Below are 17,599 nucleotides of genomic sequence, written 5' to 3'. Positions count from 1 at the left end.
GAAGCCTGCATGAGTCTGCAAGGTAAAGTTGCACTGGTCACCGGCGCCAGCCGTGGCATCGGCCAAGCCATCGCCCTCGAGCTGGGGCGTCTCGGTGCCGTGGTGGTGGGCACCGCGACCTCGGCCGCGGGCGCCGAACGGATTGCCGCAACCCTCAAGGAACACGGGATTCAAGGCACCGGCCTGGAGCTCAATGTAACCAACGATGAATCGGTTGCCGCGGTATTGGCCAGCATTGGCGAGCAGTTCGGAGCGCCGGCGATCCTGGTCAATAATGCCGGTATCACCCGCGATAATCTGATGATGCGGATGAAAGACGACGAGTGGTACGACGTGGTCGATACCAACCTCAACAGCCTGTTCCGCCTGTCCAAGGGCGTTCTACGCGGCATGACCAAGGCCCGTTGGGGCCGAATCATCAATATTGGTTCGGTTGTGGGTGCCATGGGCAACGCAGGCCAAGTAAACTATGCGGCAGCCAAGGCCGGCCTCGAAGGTTTCGGTCGCGCGCTGGCGCGTGAAGTCGGTTCGCGCTCGATTACGGTAAACTCGGTGGCTCCAGGGTTCATCGACACCGATATGACCCGCGAATTGCCTGAAGCGCAGCGTGAAGCCTTGCTGACGCAGATTCCGCTGGGCCGTCTGGGCCAGGCTCAGGAGATCGCGCAAGTGGTCGCTTTTCTGGCCTCGGACGGTGCGGCTTACGTGACTGGGGCTACAATCCCGGTGAACGGCGGGATGTACATGTAATTCAAATGTGACGGATTGCTTCAAAAAAATGTCATACCAGCTGTCTAAAATCCGTTATAAAGCTGCAACTTATTCACGGGCAGGGGGCAAAAGGGGGACGAAGGCTGAAGCTTTCGGTTGAAAAGCTGAAAAGCCTTTCTATACACTTACCCACCGGCCAGCTGCCTGAATTTTTCCATTAGGAGTGAAAACAAGGTATGAGCAACATCGAAGAGCGCGTCAAGAAAATCGTTGCCGAGCAACTGGGCGTCAAGGAAGAAGAAGTGGTCAACACTGCTTCGTTCGTTGAAGACCTGGGTGCCGACTCCCTTGACACTGTTGAGCTTGTGATGGCTCTGGAAGAGGAATTCGAGACCGAAATCCCTGACGAAGAAGCTGAAAAAATCACTACCGTACAAGCCGCTATCGATTACGTTACCAGCCATCAGGCGTAATAGTTTGTAATCGTTGCCTGCTGTCATGGAAAAACCGCACTGCCATTACGGCGTGCGGTTTTTTCTTTAGGTGTGAGACAAAGTGTCGTCAACAGGATAAAGGAGAGTGCTGTGTCGCGTAGACGCGTCGTAGTCACCGGTATGGGGATGTTGTCGCCATTGGGTACCGATGTTCCGAGTACCTGGCAGGGTATTCTGGCTGGCCGCAGTGGCATTGGTCTGATCGAACACACGGACCTTTCTGCCTATACCACCCGTTTTGGCGGCTCGGTAAAAGGCTTCAATGTCGAAGAATATTTGTCGGCCAAAGAAGCCCGCAAACTCGACCTGTTCATTCAATACGGGCTGGCAGCCGGTTTCCAGGCGGTGCGTAATGCCGGCCTTGAGGTCACCGATGCCAACCGTGAACGCATCGGCGTGGCCATGGGCTCGGGGATTGGCGGTCTGACCAATATCGAGGAAACCTGCCGCACGCTGCACGAGCAGGGCCCACGGCGCATTTCGCCGTTCTTCGTGCCCGGTTCGATCATCAATATGATTTCCGGTTTCCTGTCCATCCATCTGGGGGCCCAGGGACCGAACTATGCCATCGCGACGGCGTGCACCACGGGCACCCACAGCATCGGTATGGCGGCGCGCAACATTGCCTACGATGAAGCCGATGTGATGATCGCCGGCGGCGCCGAGATGGCCGCCTGCGGCCTGGGCATGGGCGGTTTCGGCGCATCTCGTGCCTTGTCCACGCGCAACGACGAGCCGGCTCGCGCCAGCCGCCCGTGGGACAAGGGCCGTGACGGCTTCGTGCTGTCCGACGGTGCCGGCGCGCTGGTACTCGAAGAGCTGGAGCATGCCAAGGCCCGGGGCGCAACCATCCACGCCGAACTGATCGGCTTCGGCATGAGTGGCGATGCCTACCACATGACCTCGCCACCCGAGGACGGTGCCGGTGCCGCGCGCTGCATTGCCAATGCGATGCGCGATGCGAAACTGAACGTGGATCAGGTGCAGTACATCAATGCCCACGGCACCTCGACCCAGGCCGGTGACCTGGCCGAGGTCGAGGCGATCAAGCGGGTGTTCGGCGAACATGCCTACAAGCTGGCGGTCAGCTCCACCAAATCGATGACCGGTCACCTGTTGGGCGCTGCCGGTGCCATCGAGGCGATTTTCAGCGTGCTGGCCATCGCCGACCAGGTGGCGCCGCCGACCATCAACCTCGACGAGCCCGATGAACGTTGCGACCTGGATTTCGTGCCCCACGAAGCCCGGCGCATGCCTATCGATGTGGTGCTGTCCAACTCCTTCGGCTTTGGCGGTACCAACGGCTCCCTGGTGTTCCGCCGGTTCGCCGAGTGATGGACAGCTGGGTCGACGGTCAGCCGGGCGATTCGTTGTCCATCAGGGACCGTGGCCTGGCCTATGGCGACGGTCTGTTCGAGACCTTCGCCGTGAAGGGCGGCCAGCCGGTGCTGCTGGAGCGGCACCTGCAACGCCTGGCCGAGGGATGTCGGCGCCTGGGCATCGCGGCGGATCCCGAGTTGGTTCGCCGCGAATTGCTCGCCTACGCCGCGGCATTGGGCGAGGGCGTGCTCAAGCTGATCCTCACCCGCGGTGATGGCCTGCGCGGCTACGCGGCGTCGGCGCAGGCACTGCCACGACGTATCCTGCAAGGCAGTCCGCTGCCGACTTATCCACAGGCCTACCAGCAACAAGGTATCGGTCTTTTTCCTTGTACCACGCGTTTGGCCGAGCAGCCCTTGCTCGCCGGGCTCAAGCATCTCAATCGGCTGGAGCAGGTCCTGGCCCGTGCCGAGTGGCAGGATGCCGAACATGCCGAGGGCTTGATGCTCGATACCCATGGCCGGGTGATCGAAGGGGTGTTCAGCAACCTGTTCCTGGTGCATCGGGGAGAGCTCTTCACCGCCGATCTCAGCCGTTGCGGCGTGGCGGGTGTGATGCGTGCGCAACTGTTGGAAGAGGCCAAGGCGCTGGCAGTCCCTGTCAATATTTCCGACATCAGCCTGGAGCAGTTCCGACAGGCCGATGAGGTCTTTCTCTGTAATAGCGTCTATGGCGTCTGGCCCGTTCGGGCTTTTGCCGACCTGAGCTGGTCGGTTGGCCCGCTCACCCGTAAACTGCAAGGTATTGCCCGCGCGCTATTGGAAGTTTGAATTGAGACGTAAATTCTTGCTGCTGCTGCAAGCCGTTCTGGTGCTGGCCGGTTTGCTGCTGGGCGGCTCTGCCTGGAAGTTGCATTCGGCACTGGAGCAGCCCCTCAACCTGACGCAGGAACAACTGCTGGACGTACCGGCCGGCGCGACACCGACTGGCACCTTCAATCGCCTCGAGTCCGACGGCTTGCTCAAGGATGCCTTCTGGTTGCGCCTTTACTGGCGCTTCAATCTCGCCGGTGTGCCATTGCACAGCGGTGAGTACCGGCTCACGCCGGGCATGAATGTGCGTGCGTTATTGGGCCTGTGGCAGCGCGGCGAAGTGGTGCAGTACAGCCTGACCCTGGTCGAAGGCTGGAATTTCCGTCAGGTGCGCAATGCCCTGGCCAAGAATGAAAAGCTCCAGCAAACCCTGACCGGTCTCAGTGACAGCGAGGTCATGACCAAGCTGGGGCACAAGGATGTGTTCGCCGAAGGCCGCTTTTTCCCGGACACCTACCGCTTCGTGCGTGGCATGACCGACGCCGAGCTGCTGGAGAAAGCCTACGACCGGCTGGATAGCGTCCTGGCCCAGGAATGGCAGAAGCGTTCCGCCGATGCGCCCTATACCGAACCTTACCAGGCCCTGATCATGGCCTCGCTGGTGGAAAAGGAAACCGGCGTGCCCCAGGAGCGTGGCCAGATCGCCGGGGTGTTTGTCCGGCGCATGCAGCAGGGCATGCTGCTGCAGACCGATCCGACGGTGATCTACGGCCTGGGCGAGCGCTATACCGGCAAGCTGACCCGCGCGCACCTGCGTGAGGCAAACCCGTACAATACCTACCTGAACGCCGGCCTGCCGCCGACCCCGATTGCCATGGTCGGGCGCGAGGCGCTCCATGCCGCGTTGAACCCGGCGCCGGGCAACAGCCTGTACTTTGTGGCGCGTGGCGATGGCAGCCATGTTTTCTCCGACGACCTGGACTCCCATAACAACGCCGTGCGCGAGTTTCAGCTCAAGCGCCGGGCCGACTACCGTTCCAGTCCCGCGCCAGCGAATGCCCCGCCGCAGAGCCCGGTGCCCGACTCTCCGGAGTCGGCGCCAGCGCGCGCGGCGGAGCCGGCTGTCGAACCTGTACCGGCGGCACCGACGGCACCCGACGCCGAGGCGAAAGACTCGCAATGACCCTGATTAAGGACTGCCCGTGACTGGCTTGTTTATCACCCTGGAAGGCCCGGAAGGCGCCGGCAAGAGCACCAACCGTGACTACCTGGCCGAGTGCCTGCGGGCCCGTGGCATCGATGTGTTGCTGACCCGCGAGCCTGGCGGCACGCCACTGGCCGAACGGATCCGCGAACTGCTGCTGGCGACCAGCGATGAAGCCATGTGTGCCGACACCGAACTGCTGCTGGTGTTCGCCGCGCGCGCCCAGCACCTGGCCACGGTGATCCGCCCGGCCCTGGCCCGCGGCGCGGTGGTGCTCTGCGACCGCTTTACCGATGCCACCTATGCCTATCAGGGCGGGGGGCGCGGCCTGTCCTCGGAGCGTATCGCCACCCTGGAGCATTTTGTCCAGGGCGAACTGCGCCCGGACCTGATCCTGGTCTTCGACCTGCCGGTGGAAGTCGGTCTGGCCCGCGCCAGTGCCCGTGGTCGGCTGGATCGTTTCGAGCAGGAAGGCCGGGTGTTTTTCGACGCCGTGCGTAGCACCTACCTGAAGCGCGCCGAAGCCGATCCATCGCGTTATCGGTTGGTGGATGCGGCCTTGCCGCTGGACCAGGTGCAACAGTCGCTCGACCGCCTGTTGCCGGAAATCCTGGAGCGGCACCGTGGCTGAAGCCTATCCGTGGCAGGACAGCCTCTGGCAGCACCTGGCCGGACGTGCCCAGCACGCTCATGCCTATCTGCTCCACGGGCCGCAGGGCATTGGCAAGCGGGCCCTGGCCGAACGCCTGATGGCGTTGTTGTTGTGCCGGAGCCCGGACAACCTCAACGCCTGTGGGCACTGCAAGTCCTGCCTGTTGCTGGCTGCGGGCAGCCATCCGGATAACTACATCCTGGAGCCGGAAGAGGCCGACAAGGCGATCAAGGTCGACCAGGTCCGTGATCTGGTCGGCTTCGTGGTCCAGACCGCGCAACTGGGCGGGCGCAAGGTGGTGCTGATCGAACCGGTGGAGTCGATGAATATCAACGCCGCCAACGCCTTGCTCAAGAGCCTTGAGGAGCCCTCCGGCGATACCGTGCTGTTGCTGGTCAGCCACCAGTCCAGCCGTTTGCTGCCGACCATCCGCAGCCGTTGCGTGCAGCAGGCCTGCCCGCTGCCGAGCGAGGCCATGAGCCTGCAATGGCTGGCCGCCGCCTTGCCGGACAGCAGCGAAGAGGAACGTGTCGAATTGTTGACCCTGGCGGCGGGCTCGCCCCTGGCCGCGGTCAGTCTCCGGGCCCAGGGTGTGCGCGAGCAGCGCGCGCTGGTGGTCGACGGGGTGAAGAAATTGCTCAAGCAACAGCAGTCGGCCACCCAACTGGCCGAAGCTTGGAACGCGATTCCGTTGTTGCTGCTGTTCGACTGGTTCTGCGATTGGTCGAGTCTGATCCTGCGCTATCAACTGACCGAGGACGAAAGCGGCCTGGGCCTGGCTGACATGCGCAAGGTGGTGCAGTACCTGGCGCAGAAAACCGCTCGGGCCAAGGTTTTGTCGATCCAGGACTGGATTCTCGCCCAGCGCCAGAAAGTCCTGGGCAAGGCCAACCTCAATCGGGTGTTGTTGCTCGAGGCGCTGTTGGTGCAATGGGCAGCTTTACCTACCCAACACTGAGGCGATGGGCCTAGAATCGGCTATCTGCATGACCGGAGCGAGTATGAACGAACCCATTGGGCCCGGCCCGCGCAACGGCATCCTGTCCCTGACCATCAAGGACAAGTCCGTGCTGTACGCGGCCTATATGCCTTTTATCAAGAACGGTGGGCTGTTCATCCCCACCAGCAAGAGCTACAAGTTGGGCGACGAGGTGTTCATGTTGCTCAACCTGATGGATGAGCCGGAAAAGATCCCGGTCGCCGGCAAGGTTGCCTGGATCACCCCGAAGGGCGCCCAAGGCAACCGTGCGGCGGGTGTCGGCGTGCAATTCAACGATGGCGACAACACCGCTCGCAGCAAGATCGAAACCCATCTGGCCGGCGCCCTGAAGTCCGACCGTCCCACCCATACGATGTAGTTGCCACCTTTTTATGCTTGTAGATTCCCATTGCCACCTCGACCGTCTTGATCTCGCCGAGCACTCGGGTTCCCTCGATGCGGCGCTCGACGCTGCGCGTCAGCGCGGGGTCGGGCACTTCCTGTGTATCGGCGTGAGTGCCGAGAATGCGGCCGACGTGAAGGCCCTGGCCGAGCGCTATGCCGATGTCGATTGTTCGGTCGGTGTGCACCCGTTGGACGTCAAGCCCGATGCCGCGCCGGCGCTCGATTGGTTGCTGCGCGAGCTCAATCATCCGCGGGTCGTGGCCATTGGCGAAACCGGCCTTGACTACCACTACGAGCCCGAAGCGGCCGAGTTGCAGCAGGCGTCCTTTCGCTTGCACCTGCAGGCGGCCGGGCAGACCGGCAAGCCGCTGATCGTCCACACCCGGGGGGCGCGCGCCGATACCTTGGCGTTGTTGCGCGAGGCGCAACTGCCCCAGGCCGGTGTGCTGCATTGTTTCACCGAAGATTGGCCGATGGCCAAGGCCGTGCTGGACCTGGGTTTCTATATTTCCCTGTCGGGCATCGTCACCTTCCGCAATGCCGACGCCTTGCGCGACGTGGCGCGACAAGTACCGGCCGATCGCCTGCTGGTGGAAACCGACTCGCCGTACCTGGCGCCGATTCCGCATCGCGGCAAGCCGAACCTGCCACAGTACGTGCGTGATGTCGCCGACTACCTGGCGATGTTGCGCGGGGTGCCGTATGAGCAGTTCGCCGAACAGACCACCGAGAACTTCAAGCGCCTGTTTCCGCTGGCCCGTGTGCGCTCAGCCTGATCGCGACAAGTTCCGCTCCCATACACGCCGGCTCCCACAGTTTGTGGGGCTCCTGCAAATCGCGGGCAAAAAAAACCCGGGTTCTGGGGGGTGAATCCGGGTTAAGACCATTAGGAGTAAAACAAAGGTACACGGTCCGTTGGCACCTTTATCAGCGCGCCACTTGGGGGAGATGTCGCGCCGACAGTTCAAGTATTGGTCAGGATCGCCCGGAGTCCAGTCACTATTGCTCATTTTTTAAACAGATTTGGAATACAGGCGCTTCTGTTGAGTTCTCTTCGCGTTAGACCGTTTTCCCCCAGCTGTCTGCCGCGACGATCCGTGACCCGGACGAAGCCTTTCTGACCAAGGTGGGCTGATTCGTCGACAGTGAAAACGAAAGGCCTCGGATGATTCGTGCAATTTGGCGCGAGTCAGGCATAATACTTGGCTTCGATTTTGCCCCTACAGACCTTTTCTTATGCACAAAGAACCCCGTAAGGTCCGTGAGTTTCGTCGCCGCGAGCAAGAAATTCTCGATACCGCGCTAAAGCTGTTCCTCGAACAAGGTGAAGACAGTGTCACCGTCGAGATGATCGCGGATGCCGTCGGTATCGGCAAAGGCACCATCTACAAGCATTTCAAATCCAAGGCGGAAATCTACCTGCGCCTGATGCTCGACTACGAGCGTGACTTGAACGAGCTGTTGCATTCGGCGGATGTCGACAAAGACAAGGAAGCCCTGTCCCGGGCCTACTTCGAGTTCCGCATGCGCGATCCACAGCGCTATCGGCTGTTCGACCGCCTGGAAGAGAAAGTGGTCAAGGGCCACCAGGTGCCGGAGATGGTCGAGGAGCTGCACAAGATCCGTGCTTCCAACTTCGAACGCCTGACCTTGCTGATCAAGGGCCGTATCAGCGAAGGCAAGCTCGAGGACGTGCCCCCGTACTTCCACTACTGCGCGGCCTGGGCCCTGGTGCATGGCGCCGTGGCGCTGTACCACTCGCCGTTCTGGAGTAATGTGCTGGAGGATCAGGAAGGGTTCTTCCAGTTCCTGATGGACATCGGCGTGCGCATGGGCAACAAGCGCAAGCGCGATCCCGAGACGCCCGTCACTTAAGGCATTCGGCGGATTGATCAGGCCATGTTCCACTATATGGCGCGGGACCTCGGGCTTATACTCGGGAATAGGACTTGTCAAAACTTGATTTGTGGATCAGGTTTTGCGCGTTCCACAGTCCATTGCCGGAGTGCTCCATGATCGTTGACCGTCAAGGCAGGCGTTTTCGCAACCTGCGCATCAGTCTGACATCCGCCTGCAACTATGCCTGTACCTACTGCGTGCCCAATGGTAAGCGGTTGGTGGCGGCCCAGGACGAATTGTCGGCGCAAGCCATGGCGCGCGGCGTGGCCTACCTGATCGAGGCGGCGGGGATCGAGCGTTTGCGCATTACCGGCGGCGAGCCACTGGTCAGCCCCAAGCTGGAAGCCTTCATGGACGCGATCGGCAAGATGGGGTTGGAAGATATCAGTCTGACCACCAATGGTCAGTTACTGGCGCGCAAACTACCGTTACTGGTGGACGCCGGGATCAAGCGGATCAACGTTTCCCTCGATACCCTGGATGCCGGCGCTTTTCGCCGTATTGCCCGTGGTGGCGATCTGGCCAGCGTGCTCGACGGCATGCAGCAGGCGCGGGCGGCAGGCTTGAAGATCAAGGTCAACATGGTGCCGTTGCGCGGGCAGAACCTGGATCAGGTGCTACCGCTGTTGGATTACTGTCTTGAACGCGGCTACGAGTTGCGCTTTATCGAGCTGATGCGCATGGGCCACCTGGCCAGTGATGGCAATGCCTTTCTCCAGCAGTTCGTCAGTCTTCAGCAGTTGCTCGACCTGATCGGCGAGCGCTACGAATACCTGCAGGCCGATGCGCCGGTGGATGCCACCGCCGTCCGCTACGCCATTCCGGGGCGCGGTCACTTCGGGGTGATCGCCAATGAAAGCGTGCCGTTCTGCCGGACCTGTTCGCGCTTGCGGCTGTCGTCCACCGGCTGGCTGCATGGTTGCCTGTCGTCAAGCAACCGGCATTATGTCGGTGATCTGCTCGATAAGCCCCGTCACGAGGCACTGCCGGCGTTGCAGCGGCTGCTGGTCAAAGCCTTGGGCGACAAACAGGAAGTGGCTTTCTCGGGCGGTGCGACGGTGATGAAAATCATCGGCGGGTGACCTTGCCTCCGAGAGCACAGCAGGTTTTTTGTGTGGGAACACTGGGGTGTGGGGGCGGTGCTTGTGTGGGAGCGGAGCTTGTCGGGTCGCCGCACCGCCGCGAAGAGGCCCTTGAGACCGCCAAAAGCTTCGCGAGCAAGCACCGCTCCCACACAAGCACCGTGCCGACATCATCTTCTGGCCTGATCTGGCGCGGAAGCTGCATCCTCGCGATTATTCGCCGGTTTTCCGTCACCGGCCTCTGGAGGGTAGGATGCGTAGCCTGGTTGTGCTGCTGGCGTTGTTGGCGCTGAGCGGCTGCATGAGTGTCAGTGATATGGGAGAAGGTGCTCGCTATCAGATGAGTGACGCGGGGCTGCTCGACCATAGCGATACGCGCCGGATCCGCTCGTTCCGCATCCAGCCGGATTCCTTTATCTATATTGCCCAGGGCGCCTTCACGCCGCCAGGCAGTGCCTACCCGCGTCCCAACGTGGTGGCCGAGGAAGCCTTCAACGGCTTCATCGAGTATTTCCCCATGGTGCGCCGTGCCCGCGCGCCCCTCGGTCTGGACCAGGCCATGGCCGAAGCCCGTTCCGCCGGCGCGCACTACCTGCTGTACACGCGCTTCGCCAAGGCTGATGACCGCATCGGCAACTCCGACGAATGGGCTGACCAGGAAGCCGTCGACCGTCTGGGCGTGGATACCGGCGTGATCCAGATCATGCTGATCGAAACCGGTAGCCAATACCTGATCGACAGTGCGCGGATCAAAAGCCGTGGCGGCTTGCTGACGTTCCACAACAACAAGCCCGAAGACCTGATCGCCGCGCCTTTGGCCGAATATGCGCGTAGTCTGTTGGGCATGGGTGATCAGTGGATGTCGAATTGAGTATGAATGAGCCGGGCAAGGCCAACGACCTGTTGGCGCAAATCCCCAAGACGGAAAAGGGCCTGCCGCCGGTTCACCTGTGGAATCCGCAATTCTGCGGCGATATTGATATGCGCATTGCCCGGGATGGCACCTGGTATTACCTGGGCACGCCGATTGGGCGCAAGCCGATGGTCAGGTTGTTCTCCACCATTATCCGCCGTGACGGCGATGATTATTTCCTGATCACACCAGTGGAAAAGGTCGGCATCAAGGTCGACGATGCGCCGTTCGTGGCCGTGACCTTGACCGTGGAGGGCGAGGGCGAGGGGCAACTGTTGCATTTCACCAGCAATGTCGACGAACCCGTGGTGGCCGGCGCCGAACACCCGATTCGCGTGGTCATCGATCCGCTGACCCAGGAGCCGGCGCCTTACCTGCATGTGCGGGTCAACCTTGAGGCGCTGATTCACCGCAATGTGTTCTATCAGATGGTGGAACTGGCGGTCAGCCGTGAGATCGACGGGCAATCGTGGCTGGGGGTCTGGAGTGGGGGAGTGTTCTTTCCCATTGGCCTGGAACCCTGAGTCGTTTCCGCCTGCCGGCGGATCGCGAGCAAGCTTGCTCCTACAAAGTCTGATGTCTCTGCGCAAAGTATCGCCGAATCCAAAACCTGTAGGAATCTCCGCTTGCCGGCGGATCGCCAAGACGATATCTACCGGGCGGGCTCGCCATGGAATTGTCGTCGTACCCGGATCCTGTGTAGGTGCTGGCTTGCCGGCGATGGTGTGCTGAAGAACACCACCACTCGTCTCTCCGAAAATAAACTCCTTGCACCTCCGAGCCTGCTTCGGTTATCAACTTGTACATGATTAAACATGTCCGATTTGATAAGAAAAAAAGAGTGGTCGATGAGCTGATCCGGCGCATCGAAAGCGGTCTTCTCGAAGACGGTTTGCTGTTGCCGGGTGAACATCAGTTGGCCGAAGAATTCTCGGTGAGCCGTGGCACGCTGCGCGAGGCCCTGGCCGAGCTCAAGCGGCGCAACTATATCGCCACCCAGAGCGGCGTGGGCTCCATCGTCACCTACGATGGCATTGCCCTCGACCAGCGCGCCGGCTGGGCCCAGGCCCTGGCGGATAGCGGCGCGCTGATCAATACCGAGGTGTTGCGCCTGGAAGCGGTGGTGCGTCCGGACCTGTTCAGTCGCTATGGTACCGAGCAATTCATCGCCCTCGATCGGCGTCGGCGCAATACCGAAGGCACCGTGGTCTCCCTCGAACATTCGCTGATGCCGGCCAGCGGCGGTCTGGAAGGCCTGCCCGATGTTGGTCTGATCGACAATTCCCTGACTATCACCCTGGCGGCCTACGGCTTCGTCGGCGAGCGCGGCGATCAATGGATCGGCGCCGAGCCCTTGTCCGCCGAAGATGCCGAACTGCTCGGGCGTCCGCCGGGCACGGTCTTTCTCAAGGCCCTGCGCACCACCTACGACAAACAGGGACGGTTCATGGAGCAGGTCGAAAGCTGGCTTGATCCCCTGCATTTCCGCCTGCACCTGGTGTTTGGAACGCCGACATGACCCCGACCCATCGAGCCCTGGGCGCCTTCTACGGCCTTGCCCTGGGTGACGCGCTGGGCATGCCGACCCAATCCCTGAGCCGCGCCGAGATCCAGGCCCGCTTCGGCAGCATCACCACGCTGCTCGACGCCGGTCCCGACCAGCCGATCGCCCCGAACATGCCCGCCGGTTCCATCACCGATGACACCGAACAGGCGATCCTGGTGGCGCAGTTGCTGATCGACGGCAATGGTCGTATCGAGCCGGCGCTGCTGGCTGAACGCTTGATCGCCTGGGAGGCGGCGATGCAGGCCAAGGGCTCGCAGGATTTGCTCGGACCGTCGACCAAGCGCGCCATTGAAATGATCCTCGCCGGCCACAGCCCCGAGGAAGCCGGGCGCTACGGCACCACCAACGGTGCGGCCATGCGTATCACGCCGGTGGGCATCGCCGCCGATATCGCCCAGCCGCGACGCTTTCTCGACGCGGTGGTCCAGGCCTGCCAGGTCACCCACAACACCAGCCTGGGGATCTCCAGTGCCGCCGCCGTTGCCGCGGTGATTTCCAGTGGCATCAACCGCCAGGGCCTGGAGCAGGCGCTGGATATCGGTACGGAGATGGCTTTTACCGCCGAACTGCGTGGCCACTGGGTCGCCGGCGGGCGCCTGGGGCCACGCATTTGCTGGGCGCGTGAGCTCAGTCGCGATTGCCCGGAGGCCGAGCTGGTGGACCTGCTGTATGACGTGGTCGGCACCTCGGTGGCGTCCCAGGAGTCGGTGGTCGTCGCCTTCGCGCTGGCCCAACGGGTCGCACTCGGCAAGCTCAAGGCTTTCGACGCACTCTGTCTGGCCGCCAGCATCGGTGGCGACACGGACACCATCGCCGGTATCCTCGGTGCCATGCTCGGCGCCTGTGACGGCCTGGACTGCTGGCCTGTCGAACTGATTGCAAAAATCATCGAGGTCAATGGGCTGGAGCTGGTGCCATTGGTCCAAGGGCTGATCGCCCTGCGCAACGCCTGACACACCACAACACATGCAATGGACTGCAGACGAAGGGGGTTTCTAAACCTTCCGTACTGCCTAACAACCACAACAAATGGCATCAGGAGCTGAACACCATGACCTCATCAACCACCGGGCAAAGCGCCGGTCAACTGGAAACCCGCGGCATAGAACCGGTCCCGGAAGGCGAGTGCAACGGCCATCCGCTGCAACTGTTCTGGGTCTGGTTCGCGGCCAACATCAGTATTCTCGGCCTGCCGCTGGGGGCGACCCTGGTGGCCTTTCGCGGACTGGCGATCTGGCAGGCAATCATCGTCGCGATTCTCGGCGCGGCGGGTTCCTTTGCCGTGGTGGGGATCATCTCCATCGCCGGGCGTCGCGGGCACGCGCCGAGCTTGACGCTGTCACGAGCGATCTTCGGCGTGCGCGGCAATATCGGTCCGACCGTCGTTTCGCTGATGTCGCGTCTTGGCTGGGAAACCGTCAACACCACCACGGCGGCGTTCGTGTTGCTGTCGCTGTGCTCGATCCTGTTCCACTCGCCGGTGGAGGCCAAGAGCGCGCCGCTGCTGACGCTGCTGTTCATCGCCATTTTCGTGCTGTTGACCCTGTCGGTCTCGGGCTTGGGCCATGCCACTTTGCTGGTGATCCAGAAGTGGGCGACCTATGTTTTCGGTGCCCTGAACCTGCTGGTGGGCGGTTTCCTCTGCGCGACCATCGACTGGAGCGCGGTGTTCAATGCCACCCCGGCACCGATGAGCGCGATGATCATCGGCATCGGCACCATGGCGGCGGGCACCGGGATCGGTTGGGCCAACGCCGGCGCCGACATGTCACGCTACCAGCACAAGAGCGTCAAGGCGCTCCGCCTGGTGGCCTCGGCGGCTTTCGGCGCGGGTATTCCGCTGGTGCTGCTGATCACTCTGGGTGGCCTGCTGTCGGTGGGCAATCATGATCTGGCCCAGGCGACCGACCCGATCGTCGCGATCCGCGACATGCTGCCGACCTGGATGGCCGTGCCATACCTGATCACGGCGTTCGGCGGCCTGCTGCTGTCGAACAACCTGTCGGTGTACTCGGCGGGCCTGACTACCTTGACCCTCGGCCTGAAGGTCAAGCGCGTGCATGCGGTGATCGTCGATATCGTCGCGATCTTCGTCGGCTCCATCTACTTCATGTTGATCGCCGACAGCTTCTACGGTCCGTTCATCACCTTCATCTCGCTGCTGGCCGTACCGATCACCGCCTGGGTCGGGATCTTCGTGGTCGATCTGCTGCATCGCCAGTACTACAGTCCCAGGGACCTGCTGGATGTCAGCCCGAGCAGTGCCTACTGGTATCGCGGCGGCATCGAATGGCGCGCCTTCGGGGCTTGGGCCCTGGCCATTGTCCTGGGTTTCAGCTTCACCACCATCGGCACCACCACCGAGACCATCTGGTTCCGCGGTTTCCTGTCCGACTCCTGGCTGGGTCACAACGGCCTGGGCTGGATCGTTACCTTCCTGGTTGCCGGCGGTGTCTACGGCCTGCTCGGCGGCGCGGCGGATCGCCGTGCGGCCTTCGCGGATGTCGAGAATGCCAATGGCTAGATTGCTGCATACCGGCCAGGTCATGGTTGACCTGGTCATGTCTCTCGAGCAACTGCCGGCCAGCGGTGGTGACGTGCTGGCGAACTCCGCCAGCTTCGAAGCCGGCGGTGGTTTCAATGTCATGGCCGCCGCCCGGCGCAACGGTTTGCCGGTGCTCTACCTCGGTCGGCACGGTAACGGCCGCTTTGGCGATCTGGCTCGCGAGGCGATGGCGCGGGAGGAGATCAAGGTGGTCCTCGAGCGCAATGCTGAGAAGGATACCGGGCTCTGCGTGGCCCTGACCGAAGCCAGCACCGAGCGCACCTTCATTTCCCATATCGGCGCGGAAGCTGGCCTCTCGGCCGAAGACCTGGCGCGGGTGCCGGTGCGGGACGATGACTACGTCTATGTCAGCGGCTACAGCCTGCAGTATCCGGACAAGGCGCAAGCCTTGCTGGAATGGCTGCTGGCCTTGCCGAAGGCGGTGACCGTGGTGTTCGATCCGGGACCGCTGGTGAACTCGTCGGCGGCCGCGCCCATGGCGGCCTTGCTGCCGCGCATCGATATCTGGACCAGTAACAGCGTTGAAGCCCTGTGCTTTACCGGCGCGACGGATATCGTCGGTTCCCTCGACAGCCTGGCCGAGCGCCTGGCCGACGACGCGCTGCTGGTGGTGCGCGACGGCCCGGGCGGCTGCTGGATCAGCCGGGCAGGGCGGCACCGGCACATTCCCGGTTTCAAAGTGCGAGCGGTGGACAGCAATGGCGCCGGCGATGCCCATGCCGGGGTGTTCCTGGCCGGGCTGGCGGCGGGGCTGGATGCCGCCGAAGCGGCGCGGCGCGCCAACGCGGCGGCGGCCCTGGCGGTCACGCGCTGGGGGCCTGCGACCTCACCCGGCACACAAGAAGTGGATGCTTTGCTTTCGTTTGGCGGATGAAACACTGGAAACCCATACGCCAGCTGTTCTACCCTAGTGCGTTCGCTGTCTTTGCGACTTCTGGACCTCGGCTTGTGTGCACCGGGCCACCAGAGGCATGAAAGATCGCGTGTCCCTTCGACTTCTGTGACGACGCCCGTGAAACTCATCATTATCGCTATCTACGTTTTGTCTATCGCGTACGTACACCTGCGCGGCAAGGTCCGGCACAAGCTGGGCCGGCAACTGAGTGACCACTCGACCTTCCTGGCCCCGATCAACTGCTTCCTCTACCTGTTCTCCAAGGTGCCGAGCCGTCCGTATCTGGACCCGGCCGACTTCCCCGAGCTCAAGCCGTTGCAGGACAACTGGCAGGAAATCCGCACCGAGGCCCTGGCCCTGCTGCGAGCCGGCGAGATCAAGAAATCCGAGCAGCCCAACGATGTCGGCTTCAACTCGTTCTTCAAGACCGGCTGGAAGCGTTTCTACCTCAAGTGGTATGGCGACAACCACCCTTCCGCCATCGAGCTGTGCCCGCGCACCACGGAACTGCTCAACAGTATCGGCAGCGTCAAGGCGGCGATGTTCGCCGAGCTGCCGCCGGGTTCGCGCCTGGTCCGTCACCGCGACCCTTATGCCGGCTCCCTGCGTTACCACCTGGGTCTGCAAACGCCGAACGATCCGGGCTGCCATATCAACGTCGATGGTCAGGAGTACTACTGGCGTGACGGCGAGCCGGTGATGTTCGACGAGACGTTCATCCACTACGCTGAAAACAAGACCGAGCAGAACCGCGTGATCCTGTTCTGCGATGTCGAGCGACCGCTGCAGTATCGCTGGGCGACGGCGTTCAACCGCTGGTTCAGCCGCAATGTGATGTCCGCCGCCGCCTCGCCGAATGACGCGAACGACAAGACCGGTGGGATCAACAAGTTCTTTGCCAAGATCTACGGCATTCGCCTGCGCGGCAAGGAATTGAAGAAGCGCAATCGCACGCGCTATTACCTGGAGAAGTGGGCGATCTTCGGTGGCTTGCTGGCACTGTTCCTGCTGATCTAGTTCCTGCTGTTGGTGATCGAATTCGGCCGGGCCCCATGGGCGCCCGGCCGATTTTTTTCCGGCATTGCCCGGCTCATTGCGACGTCTGGAGGCTATCCTTGCGGGCTTCAGCGCGGTTTGATCGACTCGCGTTCCAGCACTCCACGAAACGCCGCGCTCAAGGCCCGCAAGGTTTCCTGCGAACGGGCATCCGTGGGTCGTGCATGCAGGATGATTTCGGTGAGCGGCAACGCCGGCAGCCCGAGTTGTTCACCGACTTCGACCGCGCCGGCAGGTGCCACCCGTTTTGCCAGCGCCGCCACGCCGAGTCCGGCGCTGACCGCCGCGCCCACCGCCAGCACGCCGCCGCCGATAAACACTTCGGTCCAGGGGATGCCCGCGTCATCCAGCGCTCGTACCGCCAGATGGCGCACGCCACAGGGCGCGGCCATGGTCGCCAGGCGCAGGACGCTACCGGGTGTGTGTTGCCAGGTGGGGGCGGCGAACCAGCCGAAGCGTTCCACCACCAGCACCTCACCGTCGTGACGGTCACCCTCGCCGCGCACGATGGCCGCATCCAGTTCGCCACGGTCGAAGGCCGCGCCAAGGTCTCGAGAGGAGGCGATACGCACCTCGATGATCAGCAGCGGATCGTAGTCGGCCAGGCGGCTCAGCAGGCGCGGCAGGTCCGGCCCCGCCACATGGTCGCTGATGCCGATGATCAAGCGGCGGTTCGGCATGGCGCTCATATCGCCCAGTGCCCGTTCGTGAGCCTGGAGCAAGGCGCGCGCGGCATGGATGAACTGCTCGCCCGGGGGCGACAGTCGTACATGACGAGGCGTGCGCTCCAGCAAGCGGTAGCCGAGGCGTTCTTCCAGACGCTTGAGCTTCAGGCTGATGGCCGCCTGGGACGTGTCCAGCGCCTGGGCCGCGCGGGTGAAGCTGGCGAAGTCGGCGATCAGCACGAAGGCCTGGACGGTGTCGATATCGAGTGGCTTGACGACTTCAGTCATATCTATCTCTTATCACATATATATCTATAGATATCTTGTTGTAATTATAGAGACTGCGCAAGCTGGCGCCAGGTTCTCGATAACCTTTCCC

The 17,599-nt window shown here is 62.3% G+C and carries 19 protein-coding genes; 18 read left to right on the top strand and 1 reads right to left on the bottom strand.

The window, feature by feature from the left end:
• Window positions 1-9 precede the first annotated feature (9 nt).
• The 18 genes from fabG to lpxO all read left to right on the top strand — a co-directional run bounded on the left by fabG (window position 10) and on the right by lpxO (window position 16,516).
• The gene (gene fabG / locus PFEN_RS00350; RefSeq protein ID WP_191485070.1) at window positions 10-750 is read left to right on the top strand and encodes a 3-oxoacyl-ACP reductase FabG; all 741 of its coding nucleotides are present in this window, start codon (window positions 10-12) and stop codon (window positions 748-750) included.
• A gap of 197 nt (window positions 751-947) precedes the next feature.
• A complete protein-coding gene (gene acpP, locus PFEN_RS00345; protein ID WP_191485069.1) occupies window positions 948-1,184 on the top strand; it encodes an acyl carrier protein in 237 nt (78 codons plus the stop codon).
• 111 nt (window positions 1,185-1,295) lie between these two features.
• Complete coding sequence (gene fabF / locus PFEN_RS00340; protein ID WP_191485068.1) at window positions 1,296-2,540, top strand: beta-ketoacyl-ACP synthase II; 1,245 nt, start codon at window positions 1,296-1,298, stop codon at window positions 2,538-2,540.
• A complete protein-coding gene (gene pabC / locus PFEN_RS00335) occupies window positions 2,540-3,355 on the top strand; it encodes an aminodeoxychorismate lyase (RefSeq protein ID WP_191485067.1) in 816 nt (271 codons plus the stop codon). The genes fabF and pabC overlap by 1 nt, the downstream gene beginning before the upstream one ends.
• 1 nt (window position 3,356) lies before the next feature.
• Entirely contained in the window at window positions 3,357-4,520 is a 1,164-nt protein-coding gene (gene mltG, locus PFEN_RS00330; protein ID WP_191485066.1) for an endolytic transglycosylase MltG, read from the top strand.
• 19 nt (window positions 4,521-4,539) lie between these two features.
• Complete coding sequence (tmk, locus tag PFEN_RS00325; RefSeq protein WP_191485065.1) at window positions 4,540-5,172, top strand: dTMP kinase; 633 nt, start codon at window positions 4,540-4,542, stop codon at window positions 5,170-5,172.
• Complete coding sequence (locus tag PFEN_RS00320; protein WP_191485064.1) at window positions 5,165-6,151, top strand: DNA polymerase III subunit delta'; 987 nt, start codon at window positions 5,165-5,167, stop codon at window positions 6,149-6,151. Before tmk ends, PFEN_RS00320 begins: the two co-directional genes overlap by 8 nt.
• A gap of 43 nt (window positions 6,152-6,194) precedes the next feature.
• The gene (locus PFEN_RS00315) at window positions 6,195-6,551 is read left to right on the top strand and encodes a PilZ domain-containing protein (protein WP_103496781.1); all 357 of its coding nucleotides are present in this window, start codon (window positions 6,195-6,197) and stop codon (window positions 6,549-6,551) included.
• Between the two features lie 13 nt (window positions 6,552-6,564).
• On the top strand, window positions 6,565-7,353 hold the full coding sequence (locus PFEN_RS00310; RefSeq protein ID WP_191485063.1) for a TatD family hydrolase: 789 nt from the start codon (window positions 6,565-6,567) through the stop codon (window positions 7,351-7,353).
• Window positions 7,354-7,813: 460 nt separating this feature from the next.
• Window positions 7,814-8,452 (top strand): TetR/AcrR family transcriptional regulator, encoded by a 639-nt coding sequence (locus tag PFEN_RS00305; RefSeq protein ID WP_191485062.1) that lies wholly within the window; start codon window positions 7,814-7,816, stop codon window positions 8,450-8,452.
• 137 nt (window positions 8,453-8,589) lie between these two features.
• Window positions 8,590-9,558, top strand: coding sequence for a GTP 3',8-cyclase MoaA (locus tag PFEN_RS00300; RefSeq protein WP_191485061.1), 969 nt, complete (start codon window positions 8,590-8,592; stop codon window positions 9,556-9,558).
• A 253-nt stretch (window positions 9,559-9,811) separates the two neighbouring features.
• Window positions 9,812-10,429: a DUF4823 domain-containing protein gene (locus PFEN_RS00295; protein ID WP_191485060.1), complete on the top strand. Its 618-nt coding sequence runs from the start codon at window positions 9,812-9,814 to the stop codon at window positions 10,427-10,429.
• Window positions 10,430-10,431: 2 nt separating this feature from the next.
• Entirely contained in the window at window positions 10,432-10,995 is a 564-nt protein-coding gene (locus PFEN_RS00290) for a DUF1285 domain-containing protein (protein WP_191485894.1), read from the top strand.
• 281 nt (window positions 10,996-11,276) lie between these two features.
• Window positions 11,277-11,990, top strand: a complete 714-nt coding sequence (locus tag PFEN_RS00285; protein ID WP_191485059.1) for a GntR family transcriptional regulator — start codon at window positions 11,277-11,279, stop codon at window positions 11,988-11,990.
• Window positions 11,987-12,991: an ADP-ribosylglycohydrolase family protein gene (locus tag PFEN_RS00280; RefSeq protein ID WP_191485058.1), complete on the top strand. Its 1,005-nt coding sequence runs from the start codon at window positions 11,987-11,989 to the stop codon at window positions 12,989-12,991. The genes PFEN_RS00285 and PFEN_RS00280 overlap by 4 nt, the downstream gene beginning before the upstream one ends.
• A 98-nt stretch (window positions 12,992-13,089) precedes the next feature.
• On the top strand, window positions 13,090-14,562 hold the full coding sequence (locus PFEN_RS00275) for a purine-cytosine permease family protein (RefSeq protein ID WP_191485057.1): 1,473 nt from the start codon (window positions 13,090-13,092) through the stop codon (window positions 14,560-14,562).
• Complete coding sequence (locus PFEN_RS00270; RefSeq protein ID WP_191485056.1) at window positions 14,555-15,478, top strand: PfkB family carbohydrate kinase; 924 nt, start codon at window positions 14,555-14,557, stop codon at window positions 15,476-15,478. The genes PFEN_RS00275 and PFEN_RS00270 overlap by 8 nt, the downstream gene beginning before the upstream one ends.
• 138 nt (window positions 15,479-15,616) lie before the next feature.
• The gene (lpxO, locus tag PFEN_RS00265) at window positions 15,617-16,516 is read left to right on the top strand and encodes a lipid A hydroxylase LpxO (RefSeq protein WP_191485055.1); all 900 of its coding nucleotides are present in this window, start codon (window positions 15,617-15,619) and stop codon (window positions 16,514-16,516) included.
• 107 nt (window positions 16,517-16,623) lie between these two features.
• Here lpxO and PFEN_RS00260 read toward each other — a convergent pair whose 3' ends face one another.
• Complete coding sequence (locus PFEN_RS00260; protein ID WP_191485054.1) at window positions 16,624-17,508, bottom strand: LysR family transcriptional regulator; 885 nt, start codon at window positions 17,506-17,508, stop codon at window positions 16,624-16,626.
• Window positions 17,509-17,599 lie beyond the last annotated feature (91 nt).

The sequence above is a fragment of the Pseudomonas sp. FEN genome (genome assembly GCF_904067045.1).
Taxonomy (GTDB): Bacteria; Pseudomonadota; Gammaproteobacteria; order Pseudomonadales; family Pseudomonadaceae; genus Aquipseudomonas.
The sequence above is the reverse complement of the archived record's forward strand: the minus strand, read 5'-3'. Positions and strand labels throughout refer to the sequence as shown.

Excerpts from the sequence above, each read along its gene's own strand:
- fabG (WP_191485070.1), top strand. The coding sequence starts at position 10 with ATGAGTCTGCAAGGTAAAGTTGCACTGGTCACCGGCGCCAGCCGTGGC.
- acpP (WP_191485069.1), top strand. The coding sequence starts at position 948 with ATGAGCAACATCGAAGAGCGCGTCAAGAAAATCGTTGCCGAGCAACTG.
- pabC (WP_191485067.1), top strand. The coding sequence starts at position 2,540 with ATGGACAGCTGGGTCGACGGTCAGCCGGGCGATTCGTTGTCCATCAGG.
- PFEN_RS00315 (WP_103496781.1), top strand. The coding sequence starts at position 6,195 with ATGAACGAACCCATTGGGCCCGGCCCGCGCAACGGCATCCTGTCCCTG.
- PFEN_RS00310 (WP_191485063.1), top strand. The coding sequence starts at position 6,565 with ATGCTTGTAGATTCCCATTGCCACCTCGACCGTCTTGATCTCGCCGAG.
- PFEN_RS00305 (WP_191485062.1), top strand. The coding sequence starts at position 7,814 with ATGCACAAAGAACCCCGTAAGGTCCGTGAGTTTCGTCGCCGCGAGCAA.
- PFEN_RS00300 (WP_191485061.1), top strand. The coding sequence starts at position 8,590 with ATGATCGTTGACCGTCAAGGCAGGCGTTTTCGCAACCTGCGCATCAGT.
- PFEN_RS00295 (WP_191485060.1), top strand. The coding sequence starts at position 9,812 with ATGCGTAGCCTGGTTGTGCTGCTGGCGTTGTTGGCGCTGAGCGGCTGC.
- PFEN_RS00290 (WP_191485894.1), top strand. The coding sequence starts at position 10,432 with ATGAATGAGCCGGGCAAGGCCAACGACCTGTTGGCGCAAATCCCCAAG.
- PFEN_RS00285 (WP_191485059.1), top strand. The coding sequence starts at position 11,277 with ATGATTAAACATGTCCGATTTGATAAGAAAAAAAGAGTGGTCGATGAG.
- PFEN_RS00280 (WP_191485058.1), top strand. The coding sequence starts at position 11,987 with ATGACCCCGACCCATCGAGCCCTGGGCGCCTTCTACGGCCTTGCCCTG.
- PFEN_RS00275 (WP_191485057.1), top strand. The coding sequence starts at position 13,090 with ATGACCTCATCAACCACCGGGCAAAGCGCCGGTCAACTGGAAACCCGC.
- PFEN_RS00270 (WP_191485056.1), top strand. The coding sequence starts at position 14,555 with ATGGCTAGATTGCTGCATACCGGCCAGGTCATGGTTGACCTGGTCATG.
- PFEN_RS00260 (WP_191485054.1), bottom strand. The coding sequence starts at position 17,508 with ATGACTGAAGTCGTCAAGCCACTCGATATCGACACCGTCCAGGCCTTC.